16 protein-coding genes, 1 tRNA gene and 1 riboswitch are annotated in these 15,928 nt (G+C 64.5%); of the genes, 10 read left to right on the top strand and 7 right to left on the bottom strand.

The window, feature by feature from the left end; all coding sequences use genetic code 11:
- Positions 1-55 precede the first annotated feature (55 nt).
- Both EV140_RS10120 and EV140_RS10115 read left to right on the top strand, forming a co-directional pair.
- Positions 56-931, top strand: coding sequence for a C40 family peptidase (locus EV140_RS10120; RefSeq protein WP_130283588.1), 876 nt, complete (start codon positions 56-58; stop codon positions 929-931).
- A gap of 320 nt (positions 932-1,251) precedes the next feature.
- Positions 1,252-1,758 carry an HNH endonuclease gene (locus EV140_RS10115; protein WP_130283586.1) on the top strand — a complete coding sequence of 169 codons (507 nt, stop codon included), beginning with the start codon at positions 1,252-1,254 and terminating at the stop codon, positions 1,756-1,758.
- Here the strand turns inward: EV140_RS10115 and EV140_RS10110 are convergent.
- A complete protein-coding gene (locus tag EV140_RS10110; protein WP_130283584.1) occupies positions 1,755-3,590 on the bottom strand; it encodes a DUF2207 domain-containing protein in 1,836 nt (611 codons plus the stop codon). The two genes, EV140_RS10115 and EV140_RS10110, sit on opposite strands and share 4 nt — an antisense overlap.
- 140 nt (positions 3,591-3,730) lie before the next feature.
- Positions 3,731-4,612, bottom strand: coding sequence for an SDR family oxidoreductase (locus EV140_RS10105; RefSeq protein WP_130283582.1), 882 nt, complete (start codon positions 4,610-4,612; stop codon positions 3,731-3,733).
- A 113-nt stretch (positions 4,613-4,725) separates the two neighbouring features.
- On the opposite strand from EV140_RS10105, the gene EV140_RS10100 reads away from it, so the two are divergent.
- A tRNA-Arg gene (locus EV140_RS10100) sits at positions 4,726-4,797 on the top strand.
- A gap of 99 nt (positions 4,798-4,896) precedes the next feature.
- Here EV140_RS10100 and EV140_RS10095 read toward each other — a convergent pair.
- Both EV140_RS10095 and EV140_RS10090 read right to left on the bottom strand, forming a co-directional pair.
- Positions 4,897-6,249 carry a dihydrolipoyl dehydrogenase family protein gene (locus tag EV140_RS10095; protein WP_130283580.1) on the bottom strand — a complete coding sequence of 451 codons (1,353 nt, stop codon included), beginning with the start codon at positions 6,247-6,249 and terminating at the stop codon, positions 4,897-4,899.
- Positions 6,246-6,563: a thioredoxin family protein gene (locus tag EV140_RS10090; protein WP_130283578.1), complete on the bottom strand. Its 318-nt coding sequence runs from the start codon at positions 6,561-6,563 to the stop codon at positions 6,246-6,248. The genes EV140_RS10095 and EV140_RS10090 overlap by 4 nt, the downstream gene beginning before the upstream one ends.
- A 55-nt stretch (positions 6,564-6,618) precedes the next feature.
- Between EV140_RS10090 and EV140_RS10085 the strand changes: the two genes are divergently transcribed.
- Complete coding sequence (locus tag EV140_RS10085; RefSeq protein ID WP_130283576.1) at positions 6,619-7,023, top strand: heavy metal-responsive transcriptional regulator; 405 nt, start codon at positions 6,619-6,621, stop codon at positions 7,021-7,023.
- A gap of 4 nt (positions 7,024-7,027) precedes the next feature.
- On the opposite strand, the gene EV140_RS10080 is transcribed toward EV140_RS10085, so the two are convergent.
- Complete coding sequence (locus EV140_RS10080) at positions 7,028-7,582, bottom strand: hypothetical protein (protein WP_130283574.1); 555 nt, start codon at positions 7,580-7,582, stop codon at positions 7,028-7,030.
- An 82-nt stretch (positions 7,583-7,664) separates the two neighbouring features.
- Positions 7,665-7,772: riboswitch (TPP riboswitch) on the top strand.
- Between EV140_RS10080 and thiC the strand changes: the two genes are divergently transcribed.
- Both thiC and thiD read left to right on the top strand, forming a co-directional pair.
- Complete coding sequence (gene thiC, locus EV140_RS10075) at positions 7,770-9,512, top strand: phosphomethylpyrimidine synthase ThiC (protein WP_130283572.1); 1,743 nt, start codon at positions 7,770-7,772, stop codon at positions 9,510-9,512. It overlaps the preceding riboswitch by 3 nt.
- 77 nt (positions 9,513-9,589) lie before the next feature.
- Complete coding sequence (thiD, locus tag EV140_RS10070) at positions 9,590-11,110, top strand: bifunctional hydroxymethylpyrimidine kinase/phosphomethylpyrimidine kinase (protein ID WP_130283944.1); 1,521 nt, start codon at positions 9,590-9,592, stop codon at positions 11,108-11,110.
- Between the two features lie 10 nt (positions 11,111-11,120).
- On the opposite strand, the gene thiE is transcribed toward thiD, so the two are convergent.
- Complete coding sequence (gene thiE, locus EV140_RS10065; RefSeq protein ID WP_130283570.1) at positions 11,121-11,777, bottom strand: thiamine phosphate synthase; 657 nt, start codon at positions 11,775-11,777, stop codon at positions 11,121-11,123.
- A 161-nt stretch (positions 11,778-11,938) separates the two neighbouring features.
- On the opposite strand from thiE, the gene thiO reads away from it, so the two are divergent.
- Genes thiO through moeB form a run of 4 tightly spaced genes read left to right on the top strand, consistent with a single transcriptional unit; the run spans position 11,939 to position 15,387 of the window.
- A complete protein-coding gene (gene thiO, locus EV140_RS10060; RefSeq protein ID WP_130283568.1) occupies positions 11,939-13,165 on the top strand; it encodes a glycine oxidase ThiO in 1,227 nt (408 codons plus the stop codon).
- The gene (gene thiS / locus EV140_RS10055) at positions 13,158-13,412 is read left to right on the top strand and encodes a sulfur carrier protein ThiS (protein ID WP_241969257.1); all 255 of its coding nucleotides are present in this window, start codon (positions 13,158-13,160) and stop codon (positions 13,410-13,412) included. Before thiO ends, thiS begins: the two co-directional genes overlap by 8 nt.
- 2 nt (positions 13,413-13,414) lie before the next feature.
- The gene (locus tag EV140_RS10050) at positions 13,415-14,206 is read left to right on the top strand and encodes a thiazole synthase (protein WP_130283566.1); all 792 of its coding nucleotides are present in this window, start codon (positions 13,415-13,417) and stop codon (positions 14,204-14,206) included.
- The gene (gene moeB / locus EV140_RS10045) at positions 14,203-15,387 is read left to right on the top strand and encodes a molybdopterin-synthase adenylyltransferase MoeB (protein ID WP_130283564.1); all 1,185 of its coding nucleotides are present in this window, start codon (positions 14,203-14,205) and stop codon (positions 15,385-15,387) included. The genes EV140_RS10050 and moeB overlap by 4 nt, the downstream gene beginning before the upstream one ends.
- Here moeB and EV140_RS10040 read toward each other — a convergent pair.
- Positions 15,384-15,797, bottom strand: coding sequence for a transposase (locus EV140_RS10040; RefSeq protein WP_130283562.1), 414 nt, complete (start codon positions 15,795-15,797; stop codon positions 15,384-15,386). The genes moeB and EV140_RS10040 overlap by 4 nt on opposite strands.
- Positions 15,798-15,928 lie beyond the last annotated feature (131 nt).

Below are 15,928 nucleotides of genomic sequence, written 5' to 3'. Positions count from 1 at the left end.
CACGAAAACAGTGACGGGCCGCACGCATGGAGCGGCGAGGCGCAGGAGACTTCTCTTGATCCAAGGCACCCCCGGCGAGATCCCGCGCAGCACCCCGCGCGATGACGCCACCCCTCTTCGACGCCGCGACCTTCGCGCCGAGCGCACCGGCCTCGTTGTTCGCCCCCCCGTGGCCACTCCGGCCGTCGCATCGACGGCCGCCGCCACGCGCACGCCGCGCTCTGGCGGCGTGAAGCGCACCGCGGTCAACATGGCGGTTATCACTGTCGCGACGGGGCTCATCGCCACGATGGCGCTGCCCGGCACCTCGCTCGTCGCTGACCCGGTCGCCAACGCCGAGAACTCCATTGCCAGCGGCAACGCAGAAGCGATTGCCCAGCTCATGGCCACCGAGGCGCAGAGCGTCGACGTCGCTTCCGACGTTGCCGTCGCCGCGGCGTTCCGCGACGACTTCAGCGCGACCACCGTCGAAGAGCTTGCGGCGGCGCGTGCCGCCGAAGAGCGCGCCGCGCAGATCGCGGCCGCCGCGGCGGCTCCTGCGTACACGGGCCCCGGAGTATCAGACTTCCTCGCGAATCCGCCCTACCCGGCCGTTGACCTGGATCAGGTAGTGCAGGTGGCCCTGCAGTACCAGGGAACTCCGTACCTCTTCGGTGGCACTACACCCGCAGGATTCGATTGCTCCGGGTTCGTGCAGTTCGTCTACGCGCAGTTCGGCCTCGCTATACCCCGCACGGTGGTCACGCAGGCTGCCTTCGGAACGCGCATTTCGCGCGAAGACGCTCGCCCGGGTGACGTCGTGATCATGCCCGGGCACAACGGCTTCTATATGGGCAATGGCATGATCTTGGACTCTCCGCGAGCGGGCAGCGTTGTCAGTGTGCGCCCGATTTGGACCGACAACTACTACATCGTTCGCTTCGGCGCCTGACGCGCCGGACGCCCGCGTGACGGGCGTCGTTCACCTTCGTGGGTTAGCCTGACCGCATCGACGCCATAAGGCGTCGGCCGAGGAGCGACCATGCGACACCGACGCGACATCCAAACCGTGGATGCGCGCGCCGTCTTTCGCATAGTCGGCGGCGTTCGCGACATCGTGCCCTGTCACGGTGTCGCCGAAACAAGCACTGCTGTCTGACAGCAGTGCTTTTTTTGTGCCCACACGGGGCGTGAACGCCGAACTGCTCGACCGAAGCCGGTGTCGATATGGGACCGTCCGCAGGCCATGCGGGCCCGTCGACAGGAGAAGCTGTGCGCACACTCGTCCTCAACGCTGGTTACGAGCCCCTCGCCGTCGTGTCATTCCGCCGAGCCCTCGTGCTCGTGATGAACGGGAAGGCGAGCGTGCTCGCCGCCGACGGCGAGCATCCCGTCTTTGGCATCACCGATGCGTTCGACCGGCCGAGCGTGATCGTGCTGCGACGCTACGTCAAGATTCCGCACGCCAGGAAGGTGCCGCTCACCCGCCGCGGCGTGCTGCGCCGCGACGGCAACCGGTGCGCCTACTGCAGCGGCTTCGCCTCGACGATCGACCACGTGCATCCCCGCTCGCGCGGCGGAGCCGACTCGTGGGAGAACCTGGTCGCGTGCTGCCTGAAGTGCAACAACATCAAGGGCGACCGAACGCCGACCGAAATGGGGTGGCAGCTGCGGGTGACACCGAAGGCCCCACACGGCACGGCGTGGCTCGTGCGCGGCATCGAGCGGCCGCAGCCGCAGTGGGACGAGTACCTGGCGCCCGCCGTGGCCGCAGCCTAGCGGCCCCCTCCGCCCCCGCCTCCGCCCCCTCCGCCGGCGAAGCCGCCACCGAAGGTGCCGCCCATCGTGCTGCCTGCGCCGCTCGACGACCACTGCGCGGCCGGGTCCGTCATTGTCGATTGGAAACCCTGGAGGGCGGTCACGAAGAGGGCCGCCTGGAAACCGTCGGGGCCGACGAAGAAGTCGGGCGTCTCGCCAGCGGCGGATGCGCGCACGGCGAGTTCGCTCATCCATTGGTCTTCGATACCCCAGACCACAGCCCACGGCAGCAGCTTCTCGTAGAGCTTCACGAGTTCGCGGCCATTGCCGACGTCGATGCGTTCCGCGCCCTGCGGGCTCTGCAGGGCACGCAGGCGGTCCTCCTCGGCGACGGTGAGGTAAAGGCGGAGGCCGTCGAGGTGGTCGACGGCGTCGCGTCCGCGCTGCGTGAGCTGCTGAGGGCGGAGCATAAGCAGTGATGCGATGATCGCGCTGATGCCGGCGATGCCCCCGGCGACGACGAGCAGGATGGCGGACTCTCCGAACAGCACAGCGCACAGAATATTGGCGGCGAACGTCAGCGTGAGAAGCAGCCACAGGGCGGAGGCGAGACGGCTCGCGACGGGTCGCTTCGGAGCGCGCTCGGTGAAGCCCTGCTCGGTGAGAGACCGCTTCGCTGTTTCGCTGAAGCCGGTGAGGGCCGTCGTCAGGGTGGCGTCGTACTCGCCGTACGGCTTCAGATCACCCTGCTGCCGGTCGGCGCCGAAGAGGGCGTCGAGCGCCGCGCGGTCGAGGTCGTCGGCACCCGCGTCCGCCCGGTACTGCAGCGTGTACGGCGCCGTCGAGTCGGTTGCCGCGTACGCCAGGATGCGGAGGTTCTTGCGCACGGCGAGGCGCACCAGCATTGCGGGTATGGCGGTGTCTGGCCGGCTGACCAGGTGCGCCGACTGCAGAATGTCGATGCCGCGTGGCTCGGTGTAGTGCGGGATCAGCGCTCGCGTGCGCGGAACGCCGCCAGGTGCGCGCACGGCGGAAATGATCGCTGCAAGAAGCGCGGCCAAGGCGGCGACGATGATCGCGATGCCGGTTGCGGGAACCCAGGCCGGCAGGGGGGTCGGGGCGGGAGGCTCGAACGTCACAAACGTGTCGGGCGCGAAGCCAACGGCGATGCTCAACGTTTCGCCGGGGCCGAGGTCGGTGGCGCTCGCGGTGATGGGGGTGGCGCTCGCGTCGATCGGGCACTGATCGGTGGAGCCCTGTGGCCCGACGTAGCACGCGGCGTTGCCGGTGAACGCATCGGCGATCTCATCGCTCAGGGTGACGGCGACGCTCACCTCGCCGAAGGGCTGGCCCCAGCCTGTGCCGTTCACGTCCCAGTAGAGTTCGTCGCTCGCGGTGTCGTCGAATGAGCGCACGACGTTCTCAAGCGTGTAGCTGATGACGTAGGTCTGCACGCCGCGCACGAAGTCGTCGGTGCCGAGCGCGAGCTCGACGAACGCGCCGCGCTCGTCGCTTTCGAACGGCACGGATGCGCCACTCCCGTCGGTCACGCTCGTCACCTCGGGGGCCATCGGCACCCCGTCGTAGTCGAGTGGGATCGCCCGGATGATGCCGCGATTCTGGTCGAACTCAGGGAAGCGGGCGACGATCGTCTCGACCACGTCGAGCCGAGACGTGCCATCGGCATCGCGGCTCAGGGTGTAGTCGGCCTCGAACGAATCGAAGGTGAAGTTGCTCGTGTCGGCGTGAGCAGGGGCTGGCGTAGCGAGGCCCGGTGCGACGCCGAGCGCGACGGCTCCCGCGAGTGCCGAGACGACGAGGAGGCGAGCGAGGTGGCGGCTGCGGGGGAGCATCCGACGACCCTAGCAAGCCTACGTTTCGTCACGTTCCAGCTCGTGCGGAGTTGATTTCGGCATCTCGCAGCGTGCCTCGACACGGTGCCGCTGGCCATGCGGTCACTCTAGGCCCCACGGCCCGCGGGCGATACGGCTCGCTACAGCGGCTTGCCGCCCGTCACCGGAAGGATCGCGCCCGAGACGTAGGTCGCGTCGTCGGAGGCGAGGTACACGTACGCGGGCGCCAGCTCGGCGGGCTGGCCGGCGCGGCCGAGCGGGGTGTCAGCGCCAAACTGTGCGATCTTCTCCTCGGGCCAGTCGGTGGCGGGAATCAGCGGAGTCCAGATCGGGCCGGGCGCCACAGCATTGACACGGATGCCCGCTTCGCCGAGATCTTGCGCGAGCGCCTTCGTGAAGGCGACCTGCGCGGCCTTCGTCATCGCGTAGTCGATGAGGCCGGGCGAGGGGTTGAAAGCCTGGATGGACGACGTCGTGATGATTGACGACCCGTCGTGCAGGTGCGGGCGCGCCGCCGCAGTGAGCCACAGCATTGAGTAGAGGTTGGTGCGCATAACGCGGTCCCACTCTTCGGTGGTGATCGACTCGATGCCGTCGCGGTCGTCCTGATACGAGGCGTTCAGCACGAGGATGTCGAGCCCGCCGAACGTCGTGACGGTGCGCTCGACCGCGTCGCGACAGAACCCTTCGTCACGCACGTCGCCGGCAATGGTGAGCGCGCGACGTCCGGCCTCGGTGATCAGCTCGGCGGTCGACGCGGCGTCAGCCTCCTCCTCGGGTAGGTGGATGATCGCGACATCGGCGCCCTCACGCGCGTACGCGATCGCGACGGCGCGGCCGATCCCCGAGTCGCCGCCCGAGATGAGTGCGCAGCGACCCTCGAGCTTGCCGGTGCCCCGGTAGGTCTTCTCGCCGTGGTCGGGTGCGGGGCTCATCTGGTGTGTCAGGCCCGGCTGCGAGTCTTGGCTCTGCTTCGGGAATTCATCGGGATGCTCGGAGCGGGGGTCGGTCGTGTCAGCCATCGTAATGTCTCCTCTCGATCGGAAACCGCCACGATTCCAGCGCCCCGTGCATCCCGGCAAGGCATTCCCACGCGGCGCTCAGGCAGTCCATCGCGCCTAGACTGGTGGCGCCTGCCTCTGTAGCTCAATGGAAGAGCAGCTCCGTCCTAAGGAGAGGGTTGGGGGTTCGAGTCCCTCCAGGGGCACCGACCGGAACATCCGACCGGAACATCCGACCGGAATATCTGAACGGGTTCTCATCAGCAGTGTTGTACGCCTTTCGGCGCCGCTCGGGATCGCATTTGTCAGAACATGGAGCCGAGGTCGGAGCCGACGGAAGGATAGGTGGCCGTCACGGACTTCAGCTGTCGGGTGGTGAGTCCGAGCTTGATGGCGAGGCCAAACGTGTTGATCACTTCTGAATAGCCTGGGCCGAGTAGGTGCGCCCCGAGAATCAAGTCGGTCGCTGGATCTACGATCACCTTCGTGGCGGCGGTAGTCTCACCGATTCGGTAATTGCTGTACCAGCCGCTGGTGTCGTGGTAGCGCACAGAAATCTCTCGACCATCGCGTGCAGCTTCTTGTTCGAGCATCCCGACCCGGTTTAGTTCTGGAATCGTAAACACCGTCGAGGGCACGCCGGCGTAGTCGGGCACGGTCTCGATGCCTTTGAGCATGTTGGATGCGGCGACCTTACCTTCGAAGACGGCCACCGGCGTCAGGCGTTCGCCCGGGGTGCCCGCCGCGTCACCTACTGCATAGACGTACGGATTGCTACGGCTCTGCAAGTGCCCGAAGACGTCAATGCCCTGTGGCCCGTGCGCGATATCGGCTGCCTCCAGATCGAGGCCGTCGAAGTTGGGTACGCGGCCCGCTCCGTGCACCACAAGGTCGGCGTCGATGTTGGAGGTCGCGCGGTCCCGCTCGATTGCAACGTGAAAGCCCGTGGAGGTGTGCGTGACTGCGCTCACGGAGGTGCTGTGGTGCACTCGTATTCCAGCCTGTTCGCTGCGGCGCACAAGCAGATCTACGAGGTCCGGGTCGAATGCGCGCAGCGGCTTTGTGCCGTGGTCGATGATCACGCACTCCACGCCAGCGCGCGCTGCGATGTGCGCCAACTCGAAGGAAACAAACCCGCCGCCGACGAACACGATTCTTCTGGGCAGCGCTTCGAGGTTCAGGAATTCGGTGCTGTCGACCAGAAGCTCCTGGCCGGAGAACTCGAGCGGCCGAGGGCGGGCTCCGGTGGCGATGAGAAATCGTGCTGCGGAATGCTGTTCGCCGTTGATGTCGACGTGATGGCGGCTGACGAATCGGGCATCGCCGTGGAACGTGGACACACCGTTCCGTTTCAACGTGGACTCCATGGCTCCTGGAATATCGTCGGTGAAGCCGTGCTTATGCCGCATGAGGGCGGGCCAATCGAGTGTGAGGCCATTCTGGTTAACGCCTTTGCCGTGCATGAGGCGTGCATCGTCGATGATTTCGGCGCCTCGGCGGAGAATTTTCTTGGGGTCGCAGCCGCGAAGAGCGCAGGTGCCTCCGTAGGGAAGGGTGTCGACGATGCCGACTTTCCAGCCTTGGGACGCGCAGCGGTTGGCCGCAGTGATCCCTGCCATCCCGGCACCGATGACGAACAGGTCGTACTCCGCGTTCACAGTGCGACTCCATCGTGCTGTGCGGTGATCGCCATGCGCAGTTGTTCTAGAGTGGGGGCGCCAGCGCGACCTGCGGGTGTGCTGTACACACGGCAGGCCAGGCCGACGGGTGCCGACGAGTCGGCGAACGGGTCCACTCCGTCGACGAGAATGCTGGGCGAGCCGCGGAAGCCGAGCTTCTCCGCGTCATCGAACGTTTCGACGAGCCGGTGAAGAACGGTGATGTCGGGGCGTTCGGAGGCGATCGTCGCCAAGCGCTCGGCGGCGATCGACCAATTCGGGCAACCAATGAAGTACTGCAGCGTGATCTCCATTCTCGGAGAATAAACCTTGTAGCGCGATGCAAGGTCAAGTGGTGAAATGGAGCCCATGAAGATCGGCGACCTGTCCAACGTCAGCGGTGTTCCCTCACAGACAATCCGTTTCTATGAGCGACGAGGACTTCTTTCGCCCTCTGCGCGTGAAGGAAATGGCTATCGCCGCTATGACCACGCGGCCGTATCGCGACTGAACTTCATTCGATCCGCGCAATCGGCGGGTCTCACCCTTGCTGAGATCGCCAGTGTGATCAACATCCGCGACGCGGGCGAAGCGCCCTGCGCTCATGTCTCAACTCTGCTCGAGGAAAAGCTCGATGAGGTACAGCGGCGGCAACGTGAGCTTGCTGTCTTGGAAGCTGAATTGAATCAATTGATCGCGGCGGGTCGAGACCTCGACCCGACCGACTGCGAACCGGGGGGCGTCTGCAGCGTCATCGTCTCGGCGGGAGGCTGACCCTTTAGGAGACGCTTCCTGAATCACCCTCTCGCCTTTGAGCGGCCGCCAGCCTGATCCTGACGCCGCGGCTTCGCAGCCCCTTCAAGATCGTGTGATTGTCGAAGCCTAACTGCTTGCCGATCACGGCACTCGACTGGCCACTTTCGTAGAGTTCGACGGCGATCGCTATCTGGCCCTCGGTCATCATTCGTGACGCGTCGATTCCGCGATCGCTTAGGATTCGGGCCACGGTAGTCCGGGAAAGTCCGAACTCGGCGGCGACGGTTCGAACGTTGCGCACCGCGAGGTAACGGGTCGCGACAGCTTCTGCTTCGTCAGCCCTCAGTTGGCGGGCTCGCCGACGAGTTCCGGTTGTCGAATTTTCCTGGTTGCGGGGGCTCGAGCGGAAGAGTAGTTCTTGAGGTGTGATGACCCCAGGTGCGGGGTTCGAGTAAACCTGCAGCAGGTGCACCGACCGGAATAGCGACCGGTATAGCGACCGGGAGTCGGAAACCGACCAGCGCGTCTTCACGATCGTGCTTGCAGCGCGACCGGGCTTTGATTCGACCTGCGGCACGCTTACATGTTCAGCTACGGATAGACGATTTGCGACCGCAAGCGCTGCTTGGCTTGCGCCAGCCCCAGAGATGTTATCGTGCCTCTATCCACACGGGTGCCCATGCATGGGCTGAGATCAGGCTGACGCGGCCTGCGACCGTTGAACCTGTCCGGGTAATGCCGGCGAAGGAAGTAGGACTCCACGCATGGAACCTGTCAGCCCATCTCACACGCTCGGGTATCTACACGATGACGAGCACGGCATTCGTGTCCCGGTGACGCAGATCGCGCTTGAACCGTCACCGAACGGTCAGGTGAACGAGCCGTTCACCGTGTATCGCACCGAGGGGCCGGGGAGTGATCCGGTTCGCGGCTTGCCCCCCTTCCGCGCGAAGTGGATTGAGGCACGTGGTGACACGGAGGCTTACTCCGGGCGGGAGCGGAATCTGCATGACGACGGGCGTGCGGCGCTCCGCAGGGGTGCTGCATCCGCCGAGTGGGAGGGCGACAAGCCCCTAACTCGCCGGTCGCTGCCGGGCAAGACGGTCACTCAGATGTTTTACGCAAGGAAGGGCGTGATCACTCCGGAGATGCGTTTCGTCGCTCTTCGCGAGAACTGTGACGTGGAGCTGGTGCGCTCTGAGGTCGCTGCCGGGCGGGCGATCATTCCCAACAGCATCAACCATCCGGAGTCCGAGCCGATGATCATCGGCAAAGCGTTCCTGGTGAAGATCAATGCAAATATCGGCAACTCAGCGGTGACCAGCTCGATTGCCGAAGAGGTAGACAAACTGCAGTGGGCGGCCCAGTGGGGTGCAGACACGGTCATGGATCTATCGACCGGTGATGACATTCACACGACCCGGGAGTGGATCATCCGCAACTCCCCGGTGCCCATCGGCACCGTACCGATCTACCAGGCCCTCGAAAAGGTCAATGGTGAAGCAAACGCGCTCACCTGGGAGATCTACCGGGACACGGTGATCGAGCAGTGCGAGCAGGGTGTGGACTACATGACCGTCCATGCCGGAGTCTTGCTCCGGTACGTGCCATTGACCGCGGAGCGGGTGACGGGAATTGTCTCTCGTGGTGGGTCGATCATGGCTGGGTGGTGTCTGGCGCACCATCAGGAAAACTTCCTCTACACCCACTTTGACGAGCTCTGCGAGATCTTCGCTCGCTACGACGTCGCGTTTTCCCTCGGTGACGGGCTGCGCCCTGGATCAACTGCCGATGCGAACGACGCCGCCCAGTTCGCGGAACTCGACACCCTCGCGGAACTCACGAAACGGGCGTGGAAATACGACGTCCAGGTGATGGTGGAAGGCCCAGGCCATATTCCGTTCCATCTGGTTCGGGAGAACGTCGAACGTCAGCAGGAGTTGTGCGATGGCGCCCCGTTCTACACGCTCGGCCCCCTCGTCACGGACGTTGCCCCCGGATATGACCACATCACCTCCGCGATCGGAGCAACCGAGATCGCACGGTACGGGACCGCGATGCTCTGCTATGTAACCCCGAAAGAACATCTGGGACTACCGAACAAGGACGACGTCAAAACGGGTGTGATCACGTACAAGATCGCCGCTCATGCCGCCGACCTAGCGAAAGGTCACCCCGGCGCACACGAACGCGACGACGCGCTGTCCAAAGCACGCTTCGAGTTCCGGTGGCGGGACCAGTTCGCACTGTCCCTTGACCCGGTCACGGCCGAGGCATTCCACGACGAGACGCTCCCGGCGGAGCCGGCGAAGACGGCCCACTTCTGTTCGATGTGTGGACCGAAGTTCTGCTCGATGCGGATCTCACAAGACATCCGCGATCAGTTCGGTGGCCTGTCCGAGCAGCAGATTGTGGCGGGCATGGAGGAGAAGTCAGCAGCGTTCCGTGAATCTGGTGGCAAGGTCTATCTTCCGGAACCGGTCGTCGGCGCACCTGACACACCGTGACTGATCGACTCGGTCTCGTCGATGTATCCGATCTTCTGAAGGCCCGTCGAACTTCTCTGGTCAGCACGAGCGAACCGATGTCGAACGTGAACGAGCACGCCTCTCGCCTGCTACTCAGGGCCACGCCGCGAGTGCTCAGCATTGCCGGTACCGATCCGACAGGGGGCGCCGGTATTCAGGCTGACCTCAAGAGCATCGCCGCGAATGGTGGGTACGGAATGGCCGTCGTGACCGCTCTCGTTGCACAGAATACGCACGGCGTTTTAGCGGTGCACACACCGTCCGTGGAGTTTCTGCGGCAGCAACTCGACGCCGTGAGTCATGACGTGCAAATCGACGCCGTCAAGATCGGAATGCTCGCCGAACTTGCCGTCATTGATGAGGTGCGCTCCTGGCTGCAGGCCACACGCCCTCCGCTGGTGGTGCTCGACCCTGTAATGGTGTCGACCAGCGGGGACCGACTCCTGGCGGCATCGGCCGAGCAGGCCCTACGCAACCTCGTATCGCTCGTTGATCTGGTGACGCCCAACCTGCCAGAACTCGCCGTGCTCCTCCAGGAGGAACCGGCCGCAAATTGGGCGGAAGCGCTCGAGCAAGGCAAGCGACTCTCGACGGCGACCGGCGTCACAGTATTAGTGAAGGGCGGCCATCTCACTGGTGCAGACTGCCCGGATGCTCTGGTCAACTCACACGGGCTGCTTGCCGAGACTGTGGTGGAGTTCGTTTCGCCCCGTGTGGTTACGAACAATACGCACGGTACAGGTTGCTCACTCTCTTCTGCCATGGCGACTGTGCAGGCGCAGACCGGTGATTGGGCCGCGTCGCTCTCTCGTGTGAAGGAGTGGCTGAACGACGCGCTGGCTCACGCGCATTCGCTCGAGGTGGGCAGCGGCAATGGTCCGATCCACCATTTCCATCAGCTGTTCGCCGATCGGGCACCCCGTGGCCGAGAGTTCAGCGAGTCCCTATGGGCGGGAATCACCTCGATCCGTTCGAGGGTCTTTGAGTTGCCCTTTATCGTTGCCCTCGGTAACGGCACCCTCGACGGCGTCGACTTCGCCTACTACCTCGCCCAGGATGCGGTTTGCCTCAACACGTACTCCCATGTGCTCACCCGCGCGAGCAGGCTGGCACCGACTGAAGAAGAGCAACGCTTCTGGGTAAACTCCGCCCAGCTATGCCTCGAAGTCGAGGCTGAGCTTCATCGAAGCTGGGTAGGCGATCACCCGCAGCCAGCGCCCGGCCTTGTCACGAAGGGGTATCTCGTCCACCTGCTGGCGGTGGGCGTGCAGGGCAGCTACGCGGTAGTCGTCGTAGCGCTTCTTCCCAGATTCTGGCTAAATGCCGAATTGGGGGAGCGGCTCCAAGCCGAAATCCTTGCGCAGGGTCGTGCCGAGGCGCACCCGTACGCGGCCTGGCTCGAAACGTACTCCAACCAGGCGTTCGTTGACTCGGCTCGCCGCGCTGTCGCTTTCGTCGATGCGGCTGCGGCAGCGGCGTCGTCAGGGGAGAGGCAGAACATGAAAGCAGTGTTTGAGCAGTCATCGCAATTCGAGCTGGACTTCTTCGACTCACCACGCCTACACGCGAGGCTCTGAGATGGGATGTTCAGGCCAGCTGAGGAAGCCTGTCGAGCAGGCGCCTCGCCGCATCGGCCGGATCGTCCGCTTCGGTGATCGCCCGCACGACCACCACACGGCTGGCCCCGGCGTCAACAACCTCGTCGATGTGGTCGAGGTCGATGCCGCCGATGGCGAACCACGGCGGCGGGCCGAGCTTGCTGTCGCTGCGGGCGGCCGCATGGCGCACCAAGTCGAGCCCTACCGGTGCCCGCCCCGGTTTTGTCGGCGTTGGCCATACCGGGCCCACACAGAAGTAGTCGAGGGCTTCTGCCGACATCGCCGCATCGACTTGCCCGGGCGTGTGGCTCGACAACCCGATTATTGTGTCGTCGCCGAGAAGCCGCCGGGCCGAGTCCACCGGCAGGTCGCTCTGGCCGACATGGAACACCGGCGTGTGCGTAAGCATCGCGATATCGGCGCGATCGTTCACGGCCCACAGTCGCCCGTGTCGTTCGGCTGTGTCGCGCAGAATTTCGAGGAGTTCGAGTTCGTGGCGGGCCTCGAGTGTTTTATCTCTCAACTGGATGATGTCGACTCCACCACCGAACGCCGCGTCAATGAATTCGGCGAAGTCGCACTTGTTCTTCCTGGCGTCAGTGCACAGGTAGAGGCGGCCAAGGTTCTTCGTCACGCCTTCAACCATAGGGTGTGCCTGTTTGCCCGCCATCGGGGCGAGGAGAACTCTGTGCGCCGCGGCGCGCGGTCGGCTCGGAGCCGTGGGCTACGCCAGAGAGACCGATCGGGCTCGAGAGTTTTCGTTGTTCGAGCTCTTGCGACAGCGCGGCATCCTGGGGATACGGCACGATGAGTGGCACAACCGATGGGCGCACGGTCGACGTGGCTGTGATCGGGGCGGGCATCGTCGGCCTGGGAATTGCGTGGGCCGCAGCGCTCTCGGGTCGCACGGTCGCCGTCATCGACGCGGCTCCCGCACGTGGTGCGACGTTTGCTGCAGCTGGCATGCTGGCCGCTGTAAGCGAATTGCTCTTTCCGGAAGAAGACCTTCTCGAGCTGACCCTGACCTCAGCCGCCCTCTATCCCTCATTTGTTGAATCGCTCGTGGTAGATGCCGCGACGGTCGGATACCGTGAGACCGGTACCCTCGTGGTCGGCGTCGATGCAGCAGACCGCCACACTCTGGCCGACTTAAGGGGGCTGCAGGTCGCACACGGCTTGAATGCCAGCCCGCTGCTCGTTCGTGAAGCAAGGGAAATCGAGCCCTTGCTCAGCGCCCACATCTCGGCCGCTTACCGCGTCGCGCAAGACCACCAGGTCGACCCTCGGCTACTCGCCGCCCGCCTTCAGTCTGCGCTTGCCAAGCTCGCCAGGCGGAGCGGTTGGGTCCACCAGCCAGCGATAAGGCAGAATGCGGTGCGCCTGCTGCACGAGAAGCCGAGCGACTCGCATTCGCGCGTGACTGGGGTCGCCCTTCACGACGGATCTACGGTGGCCGCGAATGAGGTCGTCGTGGCGAACGGTCTGGCAGCCGGTGCGTTGGGTGGTCTGCCAGGCGGGCTTGAATTGCCGCTGAGGCCCGTCCTCGGAGACATCCTGCGGCTGCGAATTCCCAGCCCCCTCCAGCCGTTCCTGACAGAGACTATCCGCGGGTTGGTCCGCGGTAATTCTGTGTATCTGGTGCCGCGGTCAGATGGGACATTGGTGCTCGGCGCCACCCAGCGCGAGCACGGCACCGACGTCGCGCCGATCGGCGGTGTCTACCAGCTTCTCCGTGACGCCCAGGCCCTCGTCCCCGCCATCGCGGAGTTGGAGCTGCTTGAGGTGACCACCCGCGCTCGGCCGGGTACGCCAGACAACGCCCCGCTACTCGGTCGCGTGTCGTCCGGGGCGAGAGGCTCCGACATCCCCGGTCTGATCATCGCGACCGGCTTTTTCAGGCACGGGGTGCTCTTGACGCCCATTGCCGCACAGATCTGTGTCGAGATGTTCGACAACCCAGGCGACCCTCGTTGGCACCGGTTCCGCCCCGACCGTTTCTCGCCGCACTCTCTGAAGGAGCACACCCGTGCATAAACGCGACACCACCACGATCATCCTGAACGGCGCGGCTCACCCGCTGGAAGACGGCCAGACCGTCGCAGAACTTGTGAGCAAGCAGACCGGTCGGCAGATCACCGCCGCTGGGCACGCGGCCGACGGCCGACGGCTGGGCATCGCGGTCGCGCGCAATGCGGAAATCGTGCCGCGGGGCCAGTGGGGCACAACCGTAGTCATGGCCGACGATGTCATCGAGATCGTCACAGCGGCACAAGGAGGCTAAGTATGAGCGTCACGACATCAACACACCGCGACTCACTGATTATCGACGGAGTCACACTGAACTCACGTCTCATCATGGGAACGGGCGGCGCGTCGAACCTAGCCGGCCTCGGGGAAGCGTTGTTGGCCTCGGGAACGGAACTCACCACCGTGGCCATGCGTCGTCATAGCGCGAGTACGGCCGGGTCGCTGTTCCAATTGCTTGTCGACCACGACATCCGGGTGTTGCCAAACACTGCCGGTTGTTTCACTGCCCGCGAAGCAGTAATTACGGCCGAACTCGCACGGGAGGCCCTCGAGACGAACTGGATCAAGCTCGAGGTGATCGCCGACGAGCACACGTTGCTGCCCGACGCGGTCGAGCTAGTCGACGCCACCGAGCAACTCGTCGCACGCGGCTTCACTGTTTTCGCTTATACCAACGACGACCCGGTCCTGGCCTTGCGGCTCGAACAGCTCGGCGCCGCGGCAGTGATGCCGCTCGGCTCGCCTATAGGCACCGGACTAGGTATTCTCAACCGCCACAACATTGAACTGATCGTGTCCCGTGCCCAAGTGCCTGTGGTGCTCGACGCGGGAATCGGCACCGCATCGGATGCCGCGCTCGCCATGGAACTCGGCTGCGACGCTGTGCTGCTGGCCACGGCCGTGACGCGGGCCCAGGATCCCGTGAAGATGGCGGAGTCATTCCGGCACGCTGTCATCGCCGGTCGGCTCGCATTGCAAGCCGGACGTATCCCCAAAAGGCAGCATGCGCAGGCCTCGTCGGCGATAGACGGGCGCCCCGACCTGTGAACGCGCGTAACGCCACACCTCTCCCACCACTGGTCGAACCGGCAGCCGAGCTCACTCCTGCAGAGGCGGAACGCTACTCACGGCACGTGATCATTCCCGAGATTGGGTCTCTCGGCCAGCGTCGGCTCAAAAATGCTCGGGTTCTCGTCATCGGCGCGGGCGGCCTCGGCTCGCCAGTGCTGCTCTATCTGGCCGCCGCAGGGGTCGGCACGATCGGGATCGTCGACGACGACCTGGTCGATGCAAGCAACCTACAGCGGCAGATCATTCACGATGTCTCGAGTGTGGGAGGGTCGAAGCTCGCATCTGCCGCGAGGGCTCTAGGCGAACTCGACCCCGCCGTGACTGTGCGATGCCATGAGTTGCGGCTTGATTCAAGCACGGCGCTTGCGCTGTTCGCCGATTACGACCTAATCATCGACGGCTCTGACAACTTCGCAACCCGCTACCTCGTGAACGACGCGGCTGCGCTCCTCGGTAAGCCATATGTCTGGGGGTCGGTCTACCGCTTCGAAGGTCAGGTGAGCGTTTTCTGGGAGCGTCACGGGCCGACCTATCGTGACTTGTTCCCCGAAGCTCCGCCCGCAGGCGCCTCACTTAGTTGCGGCGAGGGCGGAGTCCTTGGCACGCTCTGCGGAGTCATTGGTTCGATGATGGTCGCAGAAGCCGTGAAACTCATCACTGGTGTCGGGCGCACCCTGCTCGGACGGGTTCTTCTCTTTGACTCCCAGAATGCCACCTGGCGGGAGCTCACAGTACGAAAAGACGAATCGATCGCGCCAATAACCGAGCTGATCGACTACGAACTGTTCTGTGGGGTCGCTGCGGTACCGGCGTCAACCGATGACGAAATCGGGGTACACGAGCTTGTGGCACTCCTCCTGACGCGAGGGGAAATCGGTGACGCCAACTTCGAACTCATCGATGTGCGTGAGAGGGGCGAGCACGACCTCGTGGCAATTCCCGGGTCACGGCTGATTACTCTGGATCGCATTGTCTCTGGAGAGGTGCTCTCCGAGCTGCCACGCGATCGCGATCTGGTTCTTTACTGCAAGGCAGGAACGCGTTCGGCAATCGCGCTGGCGGAACTCAGGAGTCAGGGGTATACCCGCATGAAGCACTTATCCGGTGGGGTTCTCGCTTGGCTTCACGAGACCGAGTCGATGCGCCATCAGTACTAGGCCGTGTTGATCAAGTCTGTCTTGATCCAGACGAGGGTGGCGGCGAGGGCGATTCCGGCCCGGTAGGCGCGTGCGGTCTTGTCGGAGCGCATCGCGATGCCGCGCCACTGCTTGAGCCGGTTGAAGCACCGCTCGACGGTGTTTCGCTGCCGATAGGCGGCCGGGTCGAACCCGGGCGGACGCCCGCCCCGCGATCCCCTTCGGAGGCGGCCTGCGGCATGGTCGGCCTTCTCCGGGATTGTGGCCGGGATGCCGCGCGCGGCGAGGTAGCGCCGGTTCGCCCGCGACGGGTAGCCCTTGTCCGCGAGCACCCGGTCGGGTCGGGTGCGCGGCCGGCCCGGGCCGGTCCTGGCCACGGCGATCAGGTCGAGCACCGCGGCCATCTGACGGCGCTCACTGAAATTCCTCAGTTCTGCAACTCTGGGGAAATTCGCTGAGCGCCGTCACCTGTCAAGTTGTTTGTGTAAATGGGCATCGTCTGGGGTTGGTCAGAGGTAGGGGCGGATTCGGTCGGGGAACGCGATCGCGAGTTGGGCCAGGG

It is taken from the genome of Microcella alkaliphila (genome assembly GCF_004216855.1).
Lineage (GTDB): Bacteria > Actinomycetota > Actinomycetes > Actinomycetales > Microbacteriaceae > Microcella > Microcella alkaliphila.
Note: the sequence above shows the minus strand (reverse complement) of the source record. Positions and strands in the feature narration are given on the sequence as shown.

Coding starts and splice junctions, on each gene's coding strand:
- EV140_RS10110 (WP_130283584.1), bottom strand. CDS start 3,590: ATGCTCCCCCGCAGCCGCCACCTCGCTCGCCTCCTCGTCGTCTCGGCA.
- EV140_RS10105 (WP_130283582.1), bottom strand. CDS start 4,612: ATGGCTGACACGACCGACCCCCGCTCCGAGCATCCCGATGAATTCCCG.
- EV140_RS10090 (WP_130283578.1), bottom strand. CDS start 6,563: ATGGAGATCACGCTGCAGTACTTCATTGGTTGCCCGAATTGGTCGATC.
- EV140_RS10085 (WP_130283576.1), top strand. CDS start 6,619: ATGAAGATCGGCGACCTGTCCAACGTCAGCGGTGTTCCCTCACAGACA.
- thiC (WP_130283572.1), top strand. CDS start 7,770: ATGGAACCTGTCAGCCCATCTCACACGCTCGGGTATCTACACGATGAC.
- thiD (WP_130283944.1), top strand. CDS start 9,590: ATGTCGAACGTGAACGAGCACGCCTCTCGCCTGCTACTCAGGGCCACG.
- thiE (WP_130283570.1), bottom strand. CDS start 11,777: ATGGTTGAAGGCGTGACGAAGAACCTTGGCCGCCTCTACCTGTGCACT.
- thiO (WP_130283568.1), top strand. CDS start 11,939: ATGAGTGGCACAACCGATGGGCGCACGGTCGACGTGGCTGTGATCGGG.
- EV140_RS10050 (WP_130283566.1), top strand. CDS start 13,415: ATGAGCGTCACGACATCAACACACCGCGACTCACTGATTATCGACGGA.